The sequence below is a fragment of the Symbiopectobacterium purcellii genome (assembly GCF_052050035.1).
GTDB classification, from domain to species: Bacteria; Pseudomonadota; Gammaproteobacteria; order Enterobacterales; family Enterobacteriaceae; genus Symbiopectobacterium; species Symbiopectobacterium purcellii_A.
The window spans coordinates 3238134-3255432 of sequence record NZ_CP189882.1 but is presented as its reverse complement, the minus strand read 5'-3'; the positions used below and the strand labels follow the sequence as shown (position 1 = coordinate 3255432).

At 51.0% G+C, this 17299-nt stretch carries 24 protein-coding genes and 1 pseudogene; 1 reads left to right on the top strand and 24 read right to left on the bottom strand.

The genetic code is table 11. The annotated features are described in order from the left end of the window. The 13 genes and pseudogenes from ACQGXV_RS22475 to ACQGXV_RS22415 all read right to left on the bottom strand — a co-directional run bounded on the left by ACQGXV_RS22475 (position 1) and on the right by ACQGXV_RS22415 (position 9868). Positions 1-600, bottom strand: a complete 600-nt coding sequence (locus ACQGXV_RS22475; RefSeq protein ID WP_440867358.1) for an HK97 family phage prohead protease — start codon at positions 598-600, stop codon at positions 1-3. After that, the gene (locus ACQGXV_RS22470) at positions 593-1822 is read right to left on the bottom strand and encodes a phage portal protein (protein ID WP_440863197.1); all 1230 of its coding nucleotides are present in this window, start codon (positions 1820-1822) and stop codon (positions 593-595) included. Before ACQGXV_RS22470 ends, ACQGXV_RS22475 begins: the two co-directional genes overlap by 8 nt. Further along, complete coding sequence (locus ACQGXV_RS22465; protein ID WP_440863196.1) at positions 1812-1970, bottom strand: hypothetical protein; 159 nt, start codon at positions 1968-1970, stop codon at positions 1812-1814. The genes ACQGXV_RS22470 and ACQGXV_RS22465 overlap by 11 nt, the downstream gene beginning before the upstream one ends. Then, positions 1967-3724, bottom strand: coding sequence for a terminase large subunit (locus ACQGXV_RS22460; RefSeq protein WP_440863195.1), 1758 nt, complete (start codon positions 3722-3724; stop codon positions 1967-1969). Before ACQGXV_RS22460 ends, ACQGXV_RS22465 begins: the two co-directional genes overlap by 4 nt. Continuing rightward, a complete protein-coding gene (locus tag ACQGXV_RS22455) occupies positions 3724-4197 on the bottom strand; it encodes a phage terminase small subunit P27 family (RefSeq protein ID WP_440863194.1) in 474 nt (157 codons plus the stop codon). Before ACQGXV_RS22455 ends, ACQGXV_RS22460 begins: the two co-directional genes overlap by 1 nt. A 146-nt stretch (positions 4198-4343) precedes the next feature. After that, positions 4344-4994 carry an HNH endonuclease gene (locus ACQGXV_RS22450; RefSeq protein WP_440863193.1) on the bottom strand — a complete coding sequence of 217 codons (651 nt, stop codon included), beginning with the start codon at positions 4992-4994 and terminating at the stop codon, positions 4344-4346. A gap of 13 nt (positions 4995-5007) precedes the next feature. Continuing rightward, positions 5008-5364, bottom strand: coding sequence for an HNH endonuclease (locus tag ACQGXV_RS22445; protein WP_440863192.1), 357 nt, complete (start codon positions 5362-5364; stop codon positions 5008-5010). Between the two features lie 550 nt (positions 5365-5914). Next, positions 5915-6160: pseudogene (locus ACQGXV_RS22440) on the bottom strand (colicin E3-like toxin immunity protein); the annotation flags it as partial. Between the two features lie 8 nt (positions 6161-6168). Beyond that, complete coding sequence (locus ACQGXV_RS22435; protein WP_440863191.1) at positions 6169-7503, bottom strand: colicin E3/pyocin S6 family cytotoxin; 1335 nt, start codon at positions 7501-7503, stop codon at positions 6169-6171. 175 nt (positions 7504-7678) lie between these two features. After that, the gene (locus tag ACQGXV_RS22430; RefSeq protein WP_440863190.1) at positions 7679-8368 is read right to left on the bottom strand and encodes a Rha family transcriptional regulator; all 690 of its coding nucleotides are present in this window, start codon (positions 8366-8368) and stop codon (positions 7679-7681) included. 164 nt (positions 8369-8532) lie between these two features. After that, positions 8533-9120 (bottom strand): hypothetical protein, encoded by a 588-nt coding sequence (locus ACQGXV_RS22425; protein WP_440863189.1) that lies wholly within the window; start codon positions 9118-9120, stop codon positions 8533-8535. Next, positions 9099-9614: a lysozyme gene (locus ACQGXV_RS22420; protein ID WP_440867555.1), complete on the bottom strand. Its 516-nt coding sequence runs from the start codon at positions 9612-9614 to the stop codon at positions 9099-9101. The genes ACQGXV_RS22425 and ACQGXV_RS22420 overlap by 22 nt, the downstream gene beginning before the upstream one ends. Next, positions 9614-9868 (bottom strand): HP1 family phage holin, encoded by a 255-nt coding sequence (locus ACQGXV_RS22415; protein WP_440867554.1) that lies wholly within the window; start codon positions 9866-9868, stop codon positions 9614-9616. Before ACQGXV_RS22415 ends, ACQGXV_RS22420 begins: the two co-directional genes overlap by 1 nt. Positions 9869-10033: 165 nt before the next feature. On the opposite strand from ACQGXV_RS22415, the gene ACQGXV_RS22410 reads away from it, so the two are divergent. Beyond that, on the top strand, positions 10034-10246 hold the full coding sequence (locus tag ACQGXV_RS22410) for a YdiH family protein (protein ID WP_440863188.1): 213 nt from the start codon (positions 10034-10036) through the stop codon (positions 10244-10246). A gap of 284 nt (positions 10247-10530) precedes the next feature. On the opposite strand, the gene ACQGXV_RS22405 is transcribed toward ACQGXV_RS22410, so the two are convergent. The 11 genes from ACQGXV_RS22405 to ACQGXV_RS22355 all read right to left on the bottom strand — a co-directional run bounded on the left by ACQGXV_RS22405 (position 10531) and on the right by ACQGXV_RS22355 (position 17261). Further along, positions 10531-11328, bottom strand: coding sequence for an ORF6N domain-containing protein (locus ACQGXV_RS22405; protein WP_440863187.1), 798 nt, complete (start codon positions 11326-11328; stop codon positions 10531-10533). 241 nt (positions 11329-11569) lie between these two features. Next, positions 11570-11908: an antiterminator Q family protein gene (locus ACQGXV_RS22400; protein WP_440863186.1), complete on the bottom strand. Its 339-nt coding sequence runs from the start codon at positions 11906-11908 to the stop codon at positions 11570-11572. After that, the gene (locus tag ACQGXV_RS22395; protein ID WP_440863185.1) at positions 11905-12063 is read right to left on the bottom strand and encodes a helix-turn-helix domain-containing protein; all 159 of its coding nucleotides are present in this window, start codon (positions 12061-12063) and stop codon (positions 11905-11907) included. The genes ACQGXV_RS22400 and ACQGXV_RS22395 overlap by 4 nt, the downstream gene beginning before the upstream one ends. Further along, positions 12060-12521 carry a hypothetical protein gene (locus tag ACQGXV_RS22390; protein ID WP_440863184.1) on the bottom strand — a complete coding sequence of 154 codons (462 nt, stop codon included), beginning with the start codon at positions 12519-12521 and terminating at the stop codon, positions 12060-12062. The genes ACQGXV_RS22395 and ACQGXV_RS22390 overlap by 4 nt, the downstream gene beginning before the upstream one ends. A gap of 2 nt (positions 12522-12523) precedes the next feature. Further along, the gene (locus ACQGXV_RS22385) at positions 12524-13039 is read right to left on the bottom strand and encodes a phage N-6-adenine-methyltransferase (protein WP_440863183.1); all 516 of its coding nucleotides are present in this window, start codon (positions 13037-13039) and stop codon (positions 12524-12526) included. Next, the gene (locus ACQGXV_RS22380; protein WP_440863182.1) at positions 13036-13491 is read right to left on the bottom strand and encodes a YbcN family protein; all 456 of its coding nucleotides are present in this window, start codon (positions 13489-13491) and stop codon (positions 13036-13038) included. The genes ACQGXV_RS22385 and ACQGXV_RS22380 overlap by 4 nt, the downstream gene beginning before the upstream one ends. A 169-nt stretch (positions 13492-13660) precedes the next feature. After that, positions 13661-13861: a hypothetical protein gene (locus tag ACQGXV_RS22375; RefSeq protein ID WP_440863181.1), complete on the bottom strand. Its 201-nt coding sequence runs from the start codon at positions 13859-13861 to the stop codon at positions 13661-13663. Between the two features lie 23 nt (positions 13862-13884). Further along, positions 13885-15759, bottom strand: coding sequence for a toprim domain-containing protein (locus tag ACQGXV_RS22370; protein ID WP_440863068.1), 1875 nt, complete (start codon positions 15757-15759; stop codon positions 13885-13887). A 100-nt stretch (positions 15760-15859) separates the two neighbouring features. After that, positions 15860-16669, bottom strand: coding sequence for a hypothetical protein (locus tag ACQGXV_RS22365; RefSeq protein WP_440863067.1), 810 nt, complete (start codon positions 16667-16669; stop codon positions 15860-15862). Then, complete coding sequence (locus ACQGXV_RS22360) at positions 16666-16830, bottom strand: hypothetical protein (RefSeq protein WP_440863043.1); 165 nt, start codon at positions 16828-16830, stop codon at positions 16666-16668. The genes ACQGXV_RS22365 and ACQGXV_RS22360 overlap by 4 nt, the downstream gene beginning before the upstream one ends. A 98-nt stretch (positions 16831-16928) precedes the next feature. Next, a complete protein-coding gene (locus ACQGXV_RS22355) occupies positions 16929-17261 on the bottom strand; it encodes a hypothetical protein (RefSeq protein ID WP_440863180.1) in 333 nt (110 codons plus the stop codon). Positions 17262-17299 lie beyond the last annotated feature (38 nt).

The following is a 17299-nucleotide window of genomic DNA, read 5'->3' as shown; positions in this document are numbered from 1 at the left end:
TCACGCATTTATCAAATTAAGGAGACGCTCACGCGCCATTTTTTCATTGATAGCTTTCTGTATTGCGCCGCTATCACGCGCCTCCTGCCATGCCGCCATAGAACGCAGCGCGGAATCGGCCTCTTGATACGCCGGGTACGTCACCGGGCTGACATCGAATAGTCGGGAAACCTTGGTGATTTCACGAAGAACAATCCCCTCTTCGTCTTCGTACCAGTGCTCCCCGTCACGAGCGACACGGAAAGCAAAGGAGGACTGGCTGATATCGCCGCGAGCCATGGGTGACAAAACCAGATCGCGGATCGTCTGCGTATCGGGCGCGGTAATGTCATAGCGCAACCCTTTATCATCAACAGCCACAAACAGTGTTCCTGCTGTTGAGCGACCAAGAATAAAATTGGCATCGTGGTTGAACAGCGCTCGCACATCGTCGTTCAGCACATCGTCAAACGCCCCCGGCTTGATGATTTCCCGAAAACCCCATAGCGGTTCGGATCGGGAATTGAAAACAGAGCCGTAACCGATAATGTATGCTGGTCCGTCCCCCGTCTGTTCGGTGCGAACTTCGCCGCTATAGCAACGCAATTCACGATCATTCATTGGTGTTATCCCCATCATCATTTTTCGTGGTTTTAAAATCGCTGGCAGGGTTGGCTGCATTAACGTTCACCAGCATTTCGTCCAGCCCATCCACAGGGTTCATGTCTTCAAAGGCGCGGGCTTCGTTACGACTCATCCAGCCATCAGTGATAGCAAAGTGATAGAACTGCGCACGCTCTTGCGGAGTACCGCGAAGCAGGCCAGTGAGGTTAAAACGGGTGTAATATCCGGCAGCTCTCTCGGAACGCGTAAACAAACGTCTGTTTAGCTCCTGCTCCCAGTTCGTCACCCAGGGCAGCATGGTGTAACGCACAAACTGGATGGCTTGCTGGGTGATGTTGGAAAATGTCGCCTTTTCCAGATCGTTAATCATGTGTGCGGGTACGTTATATATCCCGGCGATCATCGAGCGATTGAGCTTCAGCATGTCGATGATCTGGGCATCGACCGGAGAAATGGTCAGCGCTTTATAGTCAAGGTCAGCAGGCAGCAGCATAGTTTTATTTTCCTGGCTGCGCAGCATGGCAGTGGCCTTCTGCCACTGGTCTTTCAGCCACCCCCAGCTGTCTTTATTCAGTGGCCCTTTAACCGACACGATCCCGGCAGGGCGGGCATTTCCACTGAAGAAATTTTCGGTATATTTCTGCCCACTCATGCCCATGCCGATGGTTTCAGCATGCTGTAGTACAGGGCTGACGCCCATCTTCTGATCGTTGCCCAGCGCCCGAATATGCACCATATCTTCCGGACTAATAGCAAATGAACCTTCGTCGTTATAAACACCGTAGGTGTAGCGCCCGCCAGTATTCAGCAGCGTGGTTTCCCACGGCATGCACGCTTCAAGCTGGATAACTTCGCCCCTGCGATTGCGCTTTATGTGGGTATAGCCATTTCCCCAACCGAGGATATGGCGCTGTTTCAGCTCGCGCCATTTGTAGCTGGTCTGCCAGTCGTTCGGCTCATCATGTACCAGGTGAAAAACAGGATGATCTCGCGCTGGCTCCACCTTGTTATTTGATTTGCGCATCACATGCAGGGGCATCTGCGCAATGTTTGATGAGATGACGTAGATACAGGCATAAACCGCAGCCAGTTTCATGGCCGTTTCGGGACTCACAAAAACGTCACGGCCAAAAATATTGTCTGTTTCTGCTGCATCACCGGTGATCGGTGTCGCAGGACTCTCCAGCGGTTCGTTGCGAAACAAGGCATCAAGCAGCATTTCTCCCCCTTGCAGCCAGCAGCGCAAAAATAAGCAACAGGACACCAGTCAGCATCAATGCCACGGACACCCCAAATTGCAAATACACGCCAGCGGTGAGCGAACCGAAACCGGCTAGCCCGATAACATCAGTAATCAGTGATTTCATAGCATCAACAGGTCTTCATCAGGATCGAGCGTTGAAAGGAAGTCGATTTCATTACCACCATTGACCAGTAGCCGACTCATCGCAGTAAACAATGCGGCGGGACCGTCAATTTTGGCTTCGGGTGTCGATTTGTTGGGGAAAATGTTGTCATGTTTATCCGGCTTAACGGTCACGTTCGACATCATCCAGTTCATGACCGGGTGATTGCTGTGGTGAAAACGTTCACCGTAAACCAGCGCTTCAACCTCTTTCATCGCTTCAGAGAAATTTTTGACCGTTTGAGGGACTTCCACCATCGCTACACCATCATCACGCATCGCAATGCTGAATTGCAGGGCGCTCCACGGGTCAAAACCTGTCTCTCTCAGGTTTTCTCCATTAATCCATTCCAGAAGGTCGGCTTTGATTTGTGCATGGTCAATAACGTCGCCGTCAGTCAGCGCTAACTTGCTGAGATCTGCCCACTTGCGATACATCTGCGCCATTTGTGCAGAGCATCGCTCCAACCGCCCTTCGGGTAACCAGAACTTAAAATCAGCATGCACATGGCCATTGTTTGCCCGCCAGAGTTTGACGGCGGCACAAATATCGATTTTATGCGCCAGATCGACCCCCACCCACATCGGGTAGGTCTTCAGTTCGTGTTGTGGGGCAAGGTATTCACACTTCTCCCACTTAATCATGTCCATCCAGGCAGACTCAGCGGTCACCCAGATATTCATGTGCTTGGTGAAAAAGTTAACGCGGGCTGAAACCTGCTCTTTGGCTTTTTTAGCCAGCCGCCGCAGGTCATCCCAGCGCTTGCAGATGCCAAGTCCGGGATTGGCTTTCTGCCAGACGGTCTCATCAAAGGGATCGTCGTCTTTATCCAGGGTGTAGATAATGGCAAAAAACGTATCGTCCTTTACTGCACCCTCGACCGCGCTGTTATAGCCGTGCAACACCTTGATGGCGTAATCACGCAGTTCGTAACAGATACCTTCTTTATTGAACCCCGCCGTGGTGATGCCAAACAGTAATGATTGCAGGCGAGCGCCGGTTGCCGTCTCCAGAACGTCCCACACGTCGCGGGTTTTGTGCGCGTGCAACTCATCGACAATGCCACAATGAATATTGAGTCCGTCGAGGTTGTTGGCATCCGATGAGAGCGGCTCAAACTTTGACGCTGTTTGTTCCTGGTAAATGGCAAGTTTGTTGAATTCAAACAACCTGCCGAGCGTCGCCTTGGCCTTTTTGACCATGTTTTTCGCATCTTCAAACACAATGCGGGCCTGATCGCGCGTGGTGGCCGCTGAATAGACCTCGGCACCCCCTTCGCTGTCAGCGCCAGTCATATACAGGCCAATACCGGAGGACAGCGTTGATTTGGCGTTTTTGCGCGCCACCTCGTTATAGGCAGTGCGGAAGCGGCGTACCATCACCGGGCGTCCGCTGCCATCGTTGCGTAACACGACCTCCCCGGTCTGCTCATCCATCAGCGGTATAACAAAGCCGAAGATATTGATCAGAATAAACACATGCCAGTCCATCAATTCGATGGGCTGTCCAGCCAGATTGCCCTTAACGTGTGGTACGAACTTATAAAAATTGAGGATGTGTTGTGCGCGTGGCTCGCTGAAATAAATGTTACGGGCTTCGCCATGCTTTAAGTCATCAAGAAAACGCTGGCATGCCAGGCGCACGTACTCGCAGGCAATAATATCCCCCGCCACGACACGTTCAGCGTAGCGAATACCATCAGCAACGTTTGCCATTAATCCCTCGCGTTAAGAAATTCAGCAAGAGGATCACTCTCGCCCGGATCACCCACATTTACTTTTGATCGGCTGGATGGCGTCATGCCAAATTCCTGAAGCCAACCTCGGACTTCTTTTCTGGCTTCTCGGCTCTCACCAAAAAAATCGCTCGGCTTAACCCTGACATCACCAGTAGTGGTGGTGATTTCTTTTGTCGCGCCCTCGCGCTCCAGCGTTTCTTTAATAAGTCGATAGTCAACGTAGGCGTCGACCAACATTTCAAGCGCCTTTCCATCAAGCGCTGTGAGTACGCCGATCCCTGCTAATTGATCGCCCAATCGCTTAAACCAGTACTTACCTTGCTTGGTAAAATGCTTCGGCGTTGGGGGGACCCCTTTTGTCGGTTGCGGCTCATTTTTGTTGATCGGGCGTTTTGATGGGTTACCCCTCACCAAACGTAGATGGGTCGGGGTTTTCGGTGGTCCAGACATAATCGAAAACTCCTATTAATCATCGTATGGGGAACCCCAAAAAAAAGTTTCTAACCTGCGGCGATGTGAAGAAAGGCTAGGCGGCGGTACTGGAGCGACAGGGCTGTAGAGATTTACCCTCCCCCTCCCGCTGATGAGAATCGCTATCATTTGATCGCTTCATGTACTATTTTTGCCAATTTGCGGCTTGGGGGACCGCTGTTGCCAATGCGTGGACTGAATGCTTTGTTGATATCCCATCCAGCATTGAGACGGTACTCAATGGAGTTAGGTGATATGCCGAGATAATCAGCCCATTCATTTAGACACATGGTCTTTCCGTGCACGTTATAGCGTCGGTGTGATTTCTTCCTCATCGTCTGTCTCATCTTTGCTCTACCGCGTTTCTGATTACACACGGGGCAACTGGCAACCAGGTTTGTCAGCTCATTGTTGGTCTTACAGTTATCAAGATGATCGATGTGAAGGGTATCCCAGTTCACAGACTTACAGCACCAGTGACAGCGGAAAGGGCCAGCGCCATGCTTATCGTAATAAACCAAGCGATGTTCATAGACTCGGCTAGTACCACAGGCTAGGGGGTGATTGGGTGCATAGACCAGTAGATAACCACCTGAGTGCTCTAGCTTACCCTCCTTTCTGGTGCTTTGTTTTTCGGTTGAACCATGACGACGAACGCGCATGTAATGTTTCTCACAGTACCTGCTGTTGCGTGAACGGACAGGCACGCCGCAGTTTTCAACTTCGCAAATACTATGGGCGTGCGAAAGCCCTGAATCATTATTTGATTCAGTCATATTCACCTCGTTATTAAAATCGTTTCAGGCGTTCGTGTGCAGTCTTGGCTTTATGGCAGGAGTAACAGATCGACTCCAAATTAGAATCATCATCGGTACCCCCATGCGCCTTAGCGTTGATATGGTCAACCGTCTTAGCCTCTACTGCACGGCCATTGCGTAGGCATTCTTGACACAGATGATTGTCACGCTTCAGGATGCGAGCACGAATGATATCCCACGGGCGACCATAACCACGCTCATGCCTGCTCTTGCCTTGTTGGTGTTGCTGCCAACCTTCATGCCTATGCTTCTCGCAGTAGCCTGAGCGATCAGTTGTTGTGCCTGGGCAACCACGCTTACGGCAGGCACGAGGTATTAGCGCTGGCATGAGAGACCTCATAAAGAAAAGCCCGGCAGATGCCAGGCGCTAATGGACAGATACAACAAAAGCTATTCGCTCTTTATTCGTTTTACCTTTTCTCTTTTTCGCCACACACCACGGAAACCCGCCTGTTGTTTTTTTGGCGGGTTTTTCTTTTAGTAACAGTGACTTTGGTGATTATTTAGCCCTCAATACGCACCGCCAGTTCTATAATCAATGGCATAGGCCCGATAAATTTCAGGGATTTATGCCGGTGCCGGGTGGGGGTAACCGGATGCACCACCTCAAACGCCTGACCTTGGGTTAACTGTCTGTTTTGGGGGGTAAAGGATAGGGTGGTTCCCACATGACCCAAATCACAGTCGAAGGTGCCGCCCAGCAGATGCACCCGCATCATGGCATTGGGTAAGCGGTTTCCATGATATTGATAACTGGCGCGCAGGATTTCCCCGCTAATCTCTGGGGTTAAGGTATAGTGCCAGTTTCCGTCCTGCTGACGGGCAGAGGATTGCTCACACAAATTCCAGCGTAAGGTACGCATGTCTTCTGGCCACTCATCGGCATAATGAAAAGCAACCTGATAATCATATTTATCATATTGAATCGGATGCTTAAAATAGGGCTGAAGGACAGTGACCCACTGGGGTTTAACATCAAATACGCCATTATTGACATTGTCTTCAATCGGCAAGCCTAACTGTTCAATCACAGAGCCATCATCACGTAAGTCACGCGAATATTCTTCATTAATTAAATTTTCTGTTGATTTATCAAAAGATTCTAATCTTAGTTTAAGACCCATATCCTACCTCACAGATATTTTTTAATGTTGCGCCCCGGCACAGCCGGTTTACTTTGCTGACCGGTTTTAGGATCAAAGCTGCCAAGATGCTCACCGTCACTGGCTCGATAACCTTCCAGCTCGCCGTGTTGGTAATCCCATTCGTAAATAGTACGGCCCTTGGCATCAATCCAACGATCCCTTTTTCCTGAGCCACCCTGTTTTGGGGTATTGCCTTTTTTCTTAATAAGACCCGAAAATCCGGTTATATCCTGCGTTTTAGGGGGCTGATGATAATCGTGCCCGGCGGGTTTTGCGCCTTTTCGGGGCTTGTTGAACATCACATAGACCGGCTCCATCCCCGCATCGTCGGGATAGACCAGTATAATATCCCGGTTGACTGAATCAAAGGCGTCAGGAAAGGGGGTGATGGGCACCGCAGGGGGATGGCTTTCGCCGCCGGTATGCACGGTGACGGGCACATCAGCGATTGGCGTTATCAACGGTCCCAATGAGGGAATATCGGCCATTACCGGTGGTGTTGTCACCAGTTTTCCGCCCGGTACCTCGACAACGTCATGGACATACAGTCCGGTACTGACATCGTATTTTGCTTTCACCACCTTGACAGGCTGTACGGTAGGATGTCTGACCACCTTGATGTCAATCGCTTTTTCAGCGGTTAATACACCGCGTACCGGCATATTGACGGTACCTGCGGTATTTGCAGCCTGCGCCAGGGCTGTTTTATCCGGTAAATTCATCACCTGAGCGGGGAGCGCCAGTGAAAAGAAATTTTCAGGGGTTCTGCCCGGCACCTTGTCACTGCCGATACCGACCTTTGGCGAATAAAAAGCTGAAGCGACCAAAAATCCCATTGGTGTCGCTGCGGCGATTTCCGCGCCTGCGCTGGCTAATGCACTGATAGCCGTGCGCAATCCGGCCAGCAAAGCCGCGGTAGAGATGTCGGTGAGGGCAATGCTGCCCACGCCGGCGACCGAGAAAACCGGGACAGGGTGGGCCAGTGCCTCAGGCGTTATCATCGCCCCGGACAGGGAAAGTGTCTTTACCTGACTCAACAAGGCGTGAGCCTGCTGATAACGCGCCCGTTGAGCCGCTATCTCGGCGTTATTCGGGCCTTGATGTCGATGTCGGTCTCCACGCTCGCCACCATTGCCACCGCCACGGTGAGTATGACTGCTAGAGCGGCGATCACTGCCGGAATAGTGGCTTATTGAGCCACGATTATCGGTTGTGGTGGCGGTACCGTCACCATGATGCGTGGTATGGCCCCCGAGATTATGGCTATCATAGCCACCGGGACTGCGTTTTTTTCTCGTGGTTTTTTCTTCTTCGTCAGCCATCAGATAACGCTCCTTATATTGATGCTGTATATTTGTACAGAAAACCTGTTCTGACACGACGTCAACGCCAGGTTTTCGGTGTTTTTAGATGCGCTATTGGTGCGCGGGAATATTGCGGACACAAAAAGGCCCGGATTAACCGAGCCTCAACGTTTCTCTTTCGCTTTTTGTCATACTAAGCCGCCAGTCGGTGTTGTTCTTCAATCAATGGCCGGCGATGGTTTTTGTTGAATATTCCCATCAGCGTGGCCTTGCGTTGTTCAACGTCCCAGCCCATGCCAATGAATACTGTGTTGGCGCGCTGTAATTCGGTAATGCAATGGATCTGCTCAGGGGTCAGGTAGTCGCGGATCGATTCTTTCTTACCTATTTCATGGTGGACTCGAAATTTTGCGGATGTCATACCCAGTGCAATGCGGTTTATTAAATCGGCCTCGTTGCTGAAGTGGTGCGGCGCGATAGTTTTCCCCTGAGCCTCACGCTCATGCTTGATAGCGTCAGTCATTGGGCGGTACTCAAGCCGGGCTGTATTGCGATCTATCTTTTTGCCCGCTAATGCCTTGCGCATACGAAAGAATTCAGCAACCAGACGCTTTTTAAAAGCACGCACAACCTCATTGTTGCGCATATAGGTAATTAAGAGTGTAGTTTGCTGCTCGTTGAGAAATGCAACACGAAGAGGCTTGCCACCACCTTGACTTCTTTCAACCATACGGATTTCAAATCCGAGTGGCCCGAACTCTTCCAGATCGTCTTTATTACGGTCAACAAGCTTGATGATGGTGTCATGATCTTTCTTAACACCTTCAGCAATCGCCATAGTATTCGCTACGAGATCAAGTTTCTTTATTTCCACTAATTGCATCGCTTATTTCCTTTTGGTGATAGAGCCTGCCTCGTAGACATGAGTGGCCCAAGAGGGGTTAGCGATGAAACCGCCACTCTGTCTCAGGCTCATATCCCGAAAGACGCTTGGTTTTGTGCGCACGAGGATGCGCAGGCGAAAAAAAGCCCCGCGAGATACGAGGCTCATTGTTTGGTTTCGTAGCCTTGCCACTTCTTCACAGAGTTGCACAGCGACTTGTCAGGTAAATTCTTCCGGGATCCTTCGATTTCCCTGATACCTGCCAGTTGCCTATTAGCCCGGTCAATCGCTGTCAGCAGCGGATCAATCCAATAAACGGCCTGCGCGTATGTCAATCGGCAGGCGGTGGTAATGGCGCTAACACGGCCTGCGTCAGACTTGCCGGTAGCGGTGTGCATGGCGCTGGAGCGTAAACGGTACGTGTGGTCGAGCAACCGGCTAGCAACATCATCAGGTACGCACTGACGGCCAGCAGGATCACGCTTGATGATGGTGCGGTAAACACTCTGTTTTTCATCGGATTGAGCCTTAATGTTGATGGCGTACTGACTGGCTTGCTGGGATATCTGGTTGAAGCGGTTAAACTCGAAAGCCTGTCTAGCAATTACCGATGCTTGACCTGCTGTTTCTTGCTCCAGCCTTTTTGTTTCGCCTTGCTCATCACTGTACTTGTCGTGGTAGTGGTAGACGCCGAATGACAATGCGGTAATGAGGGCAACGAGAACGGCGATCACTGTAGCCCTGATAGACATAGTTCACGCTCCTTCTCGCGCCGAGCAACGAGGCCAGGAAGAACTTTACCGCCGCTATATACCCAGCGCGGGAACTGCTCACACGCTGCCTGAATTTTTCCGGCACGGAATAACTGGAACATGGTTGAAGCCTGAATCTTTGGACAGCCAGCATTAAAAGCAATGCTTACCGCTGCGCTGAATGCGTTATCTGGCAATTTCTTACCAGCGGCGTATTTGTCAACGCAACTTTCAGCCTCCAGGATGTTTTTTTGCCAGTCGGCGGTAATCTGCTCGTTCGTCTTACGGGTGCCATCAACAACGCCATGCGTATTGCCAATGCCATCAGTTAAAATACCGGCTGGGCATACGTAGGGGTCACGGCGGCATGATTCGGCATTCCCGATAAGCTCCAGGCCTGCTTTGTTAGTTCGCACCTGTCCGTTATTCATCACAATGCCGATGATCACACCCACGGAGCAAATTACACCCGTGGCAGTTTTACGATTGCTCATCACGCACCGCCTTTTTCCCTCAACTGGTATTCCTTCCTGCGGTAGTACCAGTTGATAGCAAAGGTGCCTATTGTGCAGACCATACCGACAATAATAGCCCAGTCGCCAAGGCTTAACGCGGCCATTTTGTCCGCCAGCAGCCATACGCTTTCTTTAGTTGCCTGGGCGTAGGCTCGGGCAGACGCGCCAAGGCCCATTAGCCCCGTTCCGCTTCCGTATGAAAGCCTGCTGTAGAGCGTGCTCATTCGTGTCATAGCCTCACCGCCGATTTTTCGGATGGCGCTGTGTGATTGAAGGGAATAAAAAAGACCGAGCAATGGCTCAGCCTTAGGATATTTATTAAACAAGAATTATGATTAAGTCGTGTTACTGTGGAGTGCTGCACCAAACTGCCGAGTCATAACGAGAAGGACACCGCAATGAACAATAAACCAACAGCCCGCCAACTTGCGTTTGAATATCTTCGCAGACTGTCCGAGGAGCTAAGCCCTACCGATTACCTGAAGAGATTTGAACAGCTGGAATCAGAATTCAGCGCATTACTTCACTCATCAGGCTCCAATGATAAAACAACAGCGCTTTGTGAATTTCTGTCGCGCTTTTGTCCAAAATCAAAATGCAACACTAAATAGTCAACGCTGAAACTTTTAGAAAGGAAAAGCCCCGGAATTAACCGGGGCCTTATCGCACAGCTGAGCCAAACTGATATGGACAAACCAACAAATTCAGATATGCGACCCGACTGATTTTATTTAACAATTAGTTGTTGTCAATAGACAAAAGCCCCAACCACCAGAGGGAGTTGAGGCTTCATGTCCTGCGCGCTTTTGCCGCACTATAGGAGTATTATGTGTGGCCACGTGGCCACAGTCAAGCATTTAACTGATCGTTTGATCAGTTATTTAGCCTCATGCCGTCAATGGCGTTGTAGAAACTGCTGGATATCCGCCTGTTGCCATCGTGCTAAGGTATTCGTCAGCAACAGATTGTGCGACTGATTGGTTTCATCAAGCAGCTGTTTCATTTCAGATACTACGGCGTCAGCATCCTCACGATTCTTGAGAACTCGTCGGACAGCTTGCTTTTCAGCATCGTACATGACTTCTTTCAGCGCATTAGTGAAACTGTAAATACGCTGGCACTCTTCCGCGAGTATCGGAATATGGCTGACGCCAAAATGCTGTGGGGAAGAGACGCCCGCCGCATAGCGTAGTGCGTGCCAGATGGCATTGCTCCATGAGCGCTCGAATCGGAAGCCGTTAGATATGCCCCAGATAAGCCGCGCAAGATGAGATGTATCGTCGGCGGTTAGTGGCTCTCGCGCTTCTGGCTGGTAACGTAGCGGATTGTTAGCACGTGCAGCATTGAAGTAACAGTCTTCCAACTTCTCGAATACTTCCCATGCCTTATCTGTCTCGAGCATCTTGGCGTGTCTTGCGGCTCCGCGTTCTGTCCAGAGCGTTAGATGTCGAGCATTCCGGGCTATTTTCACAAAGTAGTTTAAAGCTACTTTGCTCTTAAAATCGCGTAGTTCATCGCCTTCAAGTTTGAAGTAATGCTTACCTTCGATGAATCTGGTTTTGTTCTCATGATGATTCTGTCTGATGCGAATAGGATCAGTGTCATAAAGCTGAGCAAGAAGATCTGACGTCACGACCAGAACATCTTTGAAGGTGATTGGTGCCAATGTTTCAACAGTAATCTGATTAGCCATGACTGGCCTCCATTTAGTTTAGTTTTCTTAGCACCAGTTAGTGGCTGGTGCCGGGTGTCAACTGAGTCTAAATGAAACTCCGGGCATATTTCCCTTGCGGGTATTGTATTACGCCTCTCCACCCGACTTTGTCTGGATGTAGTTATGCCGGATCGCAGGCATAAAAAAGCCGCATAGCTATCGGGTGCGGTGAGCCGCATTTAGTTCAGTACGGCCAGTATCCCGATAGCTGCGTAAGTTGTCAAGCCGCCTCCAAAAGTTCAGCTACCCTACCCGCAATGTAGGCTTCAGCTCTCGCAAGAAAAACCGCAATACTTTTGTAGTCCCGATTAATTTCACGCCCTATCGCCCTGCACGACACTTTGCCTTTGTAGTACGCCACCACGATATCGTAGCCCAGCGGATCGAAGTGCTTGAGCCGCCCTACCGCCCGGTCAACTATCTCCCCGTCGGCATCAGACAGCATGGGCCGGATATCGCTGCTGGCCGTGACGAGGGGCCATGCTGCCTTGTACTCGGTGCCAATACGTGAGCCACTCCAGTTTCCCCATGCCGTCAACAGGTATCGAATATCTCTCATTTCACCGCCCCCCAGTTTTTGCCATTCCTGATATTGTAGATATGCTGCTTGCTGGTCTCGAATTTCCTCGCCACCTCAGCCACCGGCATACCGGAGGCCAGCAGTGCCCGGATAAGCGGAATATCTTCCGCCGTCAGTCGCACACGCTGTCTCATGCCGCCTTCCCCATCCGATAAGTAATGCCCTCCTGATACCAGGGTGGTAGCGTGAACTCGATGCGCCAGATATTTCCGCCGGCGCGTAATTCCCGGAGACGCTTGAGTTCAGCTTTCATGTGCTGATAAATCCCATCCATTTGCCACGGCTTCAACCGCACCGGCACTGCCGCCAGATGCGCCACGCGGTCAATGACCATCTCCCCATAAGTGATGTTGGCGTGCATCGTGAACTCATACGGGTCTTCGCCCAATTTACGGTGGCAACCCACGCAGTGTGCGAAGGCGTTGAAGGGATGGTAGCGGGTCGCCTTGTGACGGCGGGACTTGAAGTGGGAGCAATGGAGATGACCGTGGTCGTGATGAAAATAGTTACCGCAATAATCACACTGCCAGTTGGTCCTCTCGCGCACAAGTTCGGAAAATACCGCGTCATGCTTATCGCGTTTTAGTGCCATAGCTACCTCCACATCCGGTTAATCAGCGCGTGTTTGCTTACCGTAGTCATCCCTTTTGGGGTTGTGCGCCACGGTCGCCAGATGAACAACACGCTGCCCTTGCTGTTACCCGCCTTGCCTTTTTTGCCCGTTTCAGCGCAGATAAACGACAATCGGCCTTCGGTGATGAACCGCACCTCATCAACCGTTTTCTGTGCCTGTGCGAACCATCCCGTCGACGTATCAGCAGGCAGCAGCATAACGACCGTTTTATTCTGCTTGCGGCTCTGCTCAGCAGCTTTATCAACCCAAGGGCGGATATTGCTGTACGGGGGATTGCAGAATATGGCTCCTCTGCTGCTCCAGTCACAGGCAAGGGCATCATCCTCTGGCGTCAGATACAGACGGCACAGGGTATTGTCGTGGTCAGCGGCAGCATCGAGGTAGAAGCTGAACTCCGCATCCAGCGCGTGGAATATTTCCGGCGATGTGCGCCAACAATCCTTGTGCTCTGGCGCGGTATTGGATTTAATCGTCATTCATTCTGCACCTGTTTGAGTTTTTGATATTCGCAGTCGTTAGGTATCGTCAGGTTGCACCCCATTTCACGCGCCCAGCCCTCTACCTGCGTTAGGTAGAAATGCATGTCGCCCGTATCGAGGTCGGACGTATGCCGTAAACTGCTCACCGTTGTTTTTGCGCCCGTCACCACATCAACCCTCTCGATATCTTCATAGCCCAGATACGTGTGCTTCATGGCATCCTTAACCCATTCTGGAGACGCAAAAGGCTTGCCGCGCTTAATGAGATAGGCGCTGATTTCTGCGTACCACATGTGGGATAGGCTGTTCTGGGAAAGGCTTCGCTTGTCGCGCCACGGTTTGATTGTGAGGCGGTAACATTCTCCGGATTCGAGAAGAGGTTGTAACTGTTGGCCTATGGCCTGAAAGTTTGATTTGTGGATGCGGACGCCATCTTTCGATAGCTCCAATAATTACTCCTTGTCAGGTTCATTTTTGAACAGTTCAATAAACGCTTTCAGGTTTTTTCGTATTCGTTCATCACGCAGCAGGAAGCGTGTTTTATCCATCACCCACCTCTGAATTTACCCATCCAAACAAAAAGGGCTGCCATTGCCAGCAGTCCCATGATGAATTCTGTTAGATATGCGCTCGTTGCGATTTCTCCAAAACTCGAATGTCGATACCTAGAAACTCGCAAGCCCGACGCATGTCATTTTCAGGAATAACGCGCTGACCGTTACTTAACACAATGACTTTGATAGTCAATTCCGGTGAAATGGTGATATTATTTTCTGAAATAACTGTTGGTAAATTTTCTTCGGTCAGATATGCTGTCATGCCTATTTCCCTCGCTGTTTTCGTTAAACCGCCATACGGCGCATTTCAGATATCACCGTGCTTTGTGACTCCCCCCGTGCGTAGTTAAACGGAATGCTCTTTCTGTCGGCCAGAAACTGATTACTCAGCAGGTTGAACACCAAGGGAATTTTTCCCATCCAGCCCTCGCCGTTACGCTGCTTGTCGAGCAATAACAGCGTTCCAGGCGCTTCCAGTAGCTTTTGCTCTTTTTCCGATAAAACCTCGTTGCCAAACTTCCTCGCTTTCTCTACCACGGCTTCACGCGCCTTGTTGCGCCAGACGGTGAGCAGGTTATCGGTCAAATCCGTGATAGCGCCGCTTCCCTTGACATCCATTTTGCCGACCGGTTTTTCTTCGTTCTCCCCTTTTCGAGGATGAGTGACCAACAGCACATGCACCGGATAAGTCAGCTTGAACTCGCATAGCGCTTCCATAAACGCCTTCTGGCCGTTGTAGTCGTCCTCATTAAGTCCGCACATCATCAGCGAGTCCACGACAAACAGCTTGACGCCATAGCGCTTGTGCGCATATTTGAACACGGACAAAATCCGTTCTCCCTTGGCTTTACCCGTCACGTTGAACAACCACATCCGCGCATCGAGCAGGTCCATCATCCGGTCTACATCCTCCGGTGAGGTATCCCCCGTAGATACGGCTTGTCGAATCATCCGTTTCAGCAGGATAGCAGGCCGTAGCTCCATCGAGGCGATGCAGGCAGACACCCCCTGGTACGTCGCCTCAAGCGACAGATGCCCCACAAACTGCGATTTGCCGTGACCGTTAACGCCGTTGACCAAGGTCAGTTCGTGCGTCCTGAATCTGAAATTCTGCTCCAGCGTGGGCCACGGACTGGTGAACAGACCGGGAGCGGGTGAAAAAAAAGCCGCATGGACTTCCTGACGGAATTCGCCCGCCCGTTTGAGTTCTGTGGGGTCGAACGTCTCAGCGTTCATGAAGAGGCGTTGAAACTGCTCCACGGAAATATTATTGACCAGGCATTCGTTAGCGTCCTTGTGGGGTAACTTCACGAAGCTGCAACGATGAATACCCAGCCGGGTAGCAATTTCCTTGGCGGCGGATTGCCCGGCGGCGTCCATGTCCATGCACAGGAATATCTCTCCGAAACGTGATAGATTTTCGTACTCATGCTCAATCCACTGCTGCTTGGCCCCCGTCCCTCCACCGAAGGGAACCGACAGTGCCGGGAGGCCGTACTGGTGGAGGCTCATCGCGTCAATTTCGCCTTCACAAATCACCACCAGATTGCGCTCTTTGGGGTTGATGGCCTGCCAGCCAAACAGACAGGGTTCACAATCAGACTCCGCCATGATGATTTTTTTACCGTCATGACGCTCAATCCCCAACCGCTTGATTTGTTTCAACTCACCGTCGCGCAGGTAGGGGAAGGCGATGGCAGGGACTTCCTGCTTGGTCTCGTGGTTGAATATCACCGCGTCGGTCACTTTGAACGCTTGTGCCGTCTCGTGGGAGATCCCCCTTGAGGCCAAATACGCGAAACAGTCGCGGGAGCCTTTGACGCCCTTGCGCTCAGGCTTCTTGAAGATTTTTGGCTGTTTCGGCAGGAACTCATTGCTCTCGTCCTTGACACCCAGAAACACTTTGGCCTCCTGCATGGCCTGATGGAGTTGGATACCGCACACCGCTACCCACAAGTCCAGCAAGTCGCCACCCTGTCCGCCGTTGAACTCACACCAGACCTGCTTGCCGGTGAGATTGACCTTGAGCGATTGCCCCTTGTTGCCGTCCAAATCACCGACAACCCATTCCCCATTGACGCGCCGACCGTTGGGGAGTAAGTGAGCCACCACCTGCTCCACCCGCTGCCACAACAGGCCGGATAATTCCTGGATAGTCATACTGCCTCCAATCGAAAAATCTTAAAGCCCAGCGTCACTGCCGATATCGGCATAACCCCGTGGCAGTAACCGGCAATCAAAACCGGTTTCAGCCATGATTTCATCGCCCCTCAAGAAGTTCATACAGTGCCAGTTCACGCCGCTGCTCTTCGGTCAACCGGGAGGCATCGAACGCGGGCGTGGTATTGGCTGGCTCGGTGATTTTTTCGGGGAACAAGCCCTGCCAACCGCGCTCGATGGACAAGCCAATCACCGCATCGGGGTTGACATGGTTCTCCAGCATCGACCTGATGCGCTTGCAGGTGGTCGGGGTGAGTGGGTGACGAATTTCTTTCCGGTGCTCCACCCAATCGGCCCAAACCTCTGCCGACACGTTCGACGGTTTTTCGGTTAGCGGGTCAAATTTGTTTTTCTTGTCGGTAAGGGGTAAGGGGGTTTTGTTTTTAATCTCTGTAGTAATCTCTGTAGTAGTCTCTGTATCCTTATCTATACATTGGGTCAAACTTACCATTTGCATTTGGTCAATTTGACCTGATGCATTTGGGTCAATTTGACCTGATGCATCGTCCACATTTTTAACCTCCAGAGATTTCAGCGCGTCATAGTTGATGCTGTACCATTTGCTCCGATCGCGCTGGTCTTTGTTATAATTCGCCGTAAGCAGTAGCCCTTGCTTTTCCAGGCTGGTAAGCGCACGTTTAACGGTAGTTTCACTCCAAAATGGAAATTGAGTTTGCCATTCAGCAACGCTGTTATAGACCCACTTACGGCCGTTATGAACGTGACGAGAGTTGCCCAGCCAGTAATGGATTTGTTGCAGTACCATCGCTTCATTCAGGCCAATGGTGCAGGCCAGAGACGGGAGTACCTGCAACGGATTTTCGTGGATAAGTAAACGGCTTGTGCTCATTTGCGTTTCTCCTCGGACTCATGCTGAGCCAGGTAAAGTTGTTGTTGCAGGCGGAAGAGTTCGGCGAATTTCTTCGCCGCATCCTCCGGCATCAGTGTTTGGGGTTCAGGATGAGGTCGACAGGCGCCCTTTTGCTTGAAATTCCGGCGGTTTAGTGCCATAATTTCTCCTGAAATTAATGAGTTATTGCAGTTTTAAGCCGGAAAAGTGTTCGCGCACTGACCGGCTTTTTCTTTTGTGCTTGCATCATGTTCTCCTCCTATGCAGCAAGGCATTCGTCGCCTGATACAGATTCAGCCGCTTCCAGTTGATACTTCGCGAACTCCATCGCTGAACGAAGCAGATAGCGGTATTCATCCAGCGGCATCTTCTTCTCGCCCTCGAAGACAAAATCCTGCACACCACTGGCGGCTAAGATATCCATTGTCTCGGTGAGCTTCTCTGAGCGGCGCAGGACGGTTGAATCGGCGACACCGAGCATTTTTGCGATGTTGGTCTGGCGTACCCTGACAATCGCCTGATATGCTGTTGTAACGAGGTGACGGCTAATGAACTCAACCGCAGATTTTTTGCGTGTTTTTGCACGTTGCATTTGTGATACTTTCCTTATTGAAAAAAACAGGTTATCGG